The sequence below is a fragment of the Mesorhizobium sp. M7A.F.Ca.US.002.01.1.1 genome (genome assembly GCF_004022955.1).
Lineage (GTDB): Bacteria > Pseudomonadota > Alphaproteobacteria > Rhizobiales > Rhizobiaceae > Mesorhizobium > Mesorhizobium ciceri.
This window is the reverse complement of sequence record NZ_RZQE01000647.1, coordinates 1-2679: the sequence shown is the minus strand read 5'-3', so window position 1 is coordinate 2679 and position 2679 is coordinate 1. Positions and strand designations below refer to the sequence as shown.

The window sequence follows — 2679 nt, the reverse complement described above, 5'->3', positions numbered from 1 at the left end:
GTGTAGTAGAGGACGCGCTCGGTGGTCGTCGTCTTACCGGCGTCAATATGCGCCATGATACCGAAATTGCGGTAGTCTTCGATTTTGTATTCGCGGGCCATCGTAGCTGCCTCTCAGTCTCGTTCGCGCTTTACCAGCGGTAGTGCGCGAAAGCGCGGTTGGCTTCAGCCATCTTGTGGGTGTCTTCACGCTTCTTGACAGCGGTGCCGCGGTTGTTGGCCGCGTCCATCAGCTCGCCGGAGAGGCGGTCGACCATCGTGGTCTCGTTGCGGTTGCGGGCCGCAGCAATCAGCCAGCGAATGGCCAATGCCTGGCGGCGCTCGGGGCGCACGTCGACCGGAACCTGGTAGGTGGCGCCGCCGACACGGCGCGAACGCACTTCCACATGCGGCGCGACATTGTCGAGCGCCTGATGGAAGACGGTGACCGGCTCCTGCTTGGTCTTCGACTGAACCTGGTCGAGCGCGCCGTAGACGATGGTCTCGGCGACCGACTTCTTGCCGTCATACATGACGGCGTTCATGAACTTGGTGACGATCAGATCGCCGAACTTCGGGTCCGGATTGATCTCACGCTTTTCTGCACTGTGACGACGCGACATGGCTTTTGTCTCTCAATCTCATAGCCCGACGCACTCAAGGAGCGCCAAGGCCGGAAAATCTTACTTCGGACGCCCCTTACTTCGGGCGCTTGGCGCCGTACTTCGAACGGCGCTGCTTGCGGTTCTTCACACCCTGCGTGTCGAGCACGCCGCGGATGATGTGGTAGCGAACGCCCGGAAGATCCTTGACGCGGCCGCCGCGGATCATCACCACGGAGTGTTCCTGAAGGTTGTGGCCTTCGCCGGGGATGTACCCGATCACTTCAAAACCATTGGTCAGGCGGATCTTGGCCACCTTGCGCAGCGCCGAGTTCGGCTTCTTCGGCGTCGTTGTATAGACGCGCGTGCAGACGCCCCGCTTCTGCGGGTTCTGCTGCATGGCCGGGACCTTGTTGCGCTTCACCGGCGCAATGCGCGGCTTGCGGATCAGCTGGTTGACGGTAGGCATTAAACCCTCTTGTCTCTCAATTCCGTGTCTCGCCCGGTCAGGGCCGCTCAAAGCGTCATTTCCATACGCAAATTCGGGCCATAAACCGCGCCTCGCGGTCTTGCCCGAACAAAAGGCAGAGGAAGCGGAAGCCGCTTCGTGCACGCCGGAAATGTCTTTTCGCTCGTAAAACGAACCCTGTTTGAGGCAAACTCCAAAGCGTGTCGCTTCGGAAGGGAGAGCCTCACATCGGTTCTGACTGGGCGGCTTCTACCCGTAAGACCGCGGACCGTCAAGCCCGGAGCACCAAATATTGCGCGCCGACCAAGGCTTGGCAGCCATGCGAAAACCGCATGTAATTTTCTTTCGCATTTTTGCAAGAGCGAGGAAGAAAGTGACAAGCCTTCAGGCAAAGTGAATGGGTTTGCGCTGTTGCGCGGCCTTGCTTCATGCGAAAAGGCCGCATGAGCAGTCAAAACCCCCTCGCCCGCCCACCCGCTGCCAAGAGGAATCGGCCCGTGAACGACAACGAAGAACGCCCGGTCACCATCATCACCGGCCGGGTGTGGAAGAAAAAAGGCGGCAAACCGGAAGGCGTCCACGTCATGCTGGTTGCGCCCGACGACGATTCGGCGGTGCGCCGGGCGCTCGAATCGCTTGCCGCCGAAGGTTACGCCGAGGCCGAGCTCGACCAGATCGGCGACATGGACGGCATCCCCGACGAAGAGCCGCATATTTCCGCCTTCCAGGGCGCGCTCGAAGGCGAAGTGTCGATCGTTACCTTCGACGTGCCGATCTGACCCCGGTCCAGCTTTCGAATCGACTGCCGAACCGAATCGGCGACCGAGGCCTTCCCAGCCGACAAATGTGCTGCCGCTAAGGGAAGGCTGAGCTTGGCTGCTCGGCTTCGGCTTGCCCGAGGCAAGTGTTCTGATAAGAAGCCATCACCATCATCAAACAGACGGAGCGGCCGTGTCCCAGCCCATCAAGATAGGCATCGTCGGCGTCGGCAAGATCGTCCGCGACCAGCACCTGCCGGCCCTGGCGAAAGACCAGGACTATCGCCTCGTCGCGGCCGCCAGCCGTCACGGCAAGGTGGATGACATCCCGAATTTCCCCACCATCGAAGCCATGCTCGACGCCGTAGCCGAGCTCGAGGCCGTCTCGCTCTGCATGCCGCCGCAATTCCGCTACGACGCGGCGCGGACGGCGCTGACGGCAAAGAAGCATGTCTTCCTGGAGAAGCCGCCGGGCGCTACTGTCAGCGAGGTCGAAGACCTCAAGACATTGGCTGCGCACAACGGCGTCTCGCTGTTCGCCAGCTGGCACTCGCGCTATGCGCCGGCCGTCGAGGCCGCACGTGCTTTTCTAAGTTCAGCCCGCATCCGCTCGGCCGCCATCAACTGGAAAGAGGATGTGCGCCGCTGGCACCCGAACCAGGAATGGATCTGGGCTCCCGGCGGTTTTGGCGTCTTCGATCCCGGCATCAACGCGCTGTCGATTGCCACCCATATCCTGCCGGCCATGTTCATCACCTCGGCGGTGCTCAACTTTCCCGAAAACCGCGCCTCCCCGGTTGCCGCGCGCGTCACCTTCCGCACCTCGAATGGCCTGCCGGTGACGATGGACCTAGACTGGCTGCAGACAGGCC

General features: G+C 61.6%; 4 protein-coding genes. 2 read left to right on the top strand and 2 right to left on the bottom strand.

Features of this window, described 5'->3' with window-relative positions; translation table 11 throughout:
* Positions 1–130: 130 nt before the first annotated feature.
* Positions 131–601, bottom strand: coding sequence for a 30S ribosomal protein S7 (gene rpsG / locus EN932_RS33470; protein ID WP_008875664.1), 471 nt, complete (start codon positions 599–601; stop codon positions 131–133).
* Positions 602–677: 76 nt separating this feature from the next.
* Positions 678–1049, bottom strand: coding sequence for a 30S ribosomal protein S12 (gene rpsL / locus EN932_RS33465; protein WP_006333356.1), 372 nt, complete (start codon positions 1047–1049; stop codon positions 678–680).
* A 497-nt stretch (positions 1050–1546) separates the two neighbouring features.
* On the opposite strand from rpsL, the gene EN932_RS33460 reads away from it, so the two are divergent.
* Together EN932_RS33460 and EN932_RS33455 are read left to right on the top strand one after the other, a co-directional pair.
* Positions 1547–1828 (top strand): transcriptional regulator, encoded by a 282-nt coding sequence (locus EN932_RS33460; RefSeq protein ID WP_013531420.1) that lies wholly within the window; start codon positions 1547–1549, stop codon positions 1826–1828.
* A 172-nt stretch (positions 1829–2000) separates the two neighbouring features.
* Positions 2001–2679: Gfo/Idh/MocA family oxidoreductase (locus tag EN932_RS33455; protein ID WP_164890764.1), on the top strand; the 679-nt coding region annotated here is incomplete at its 3' end.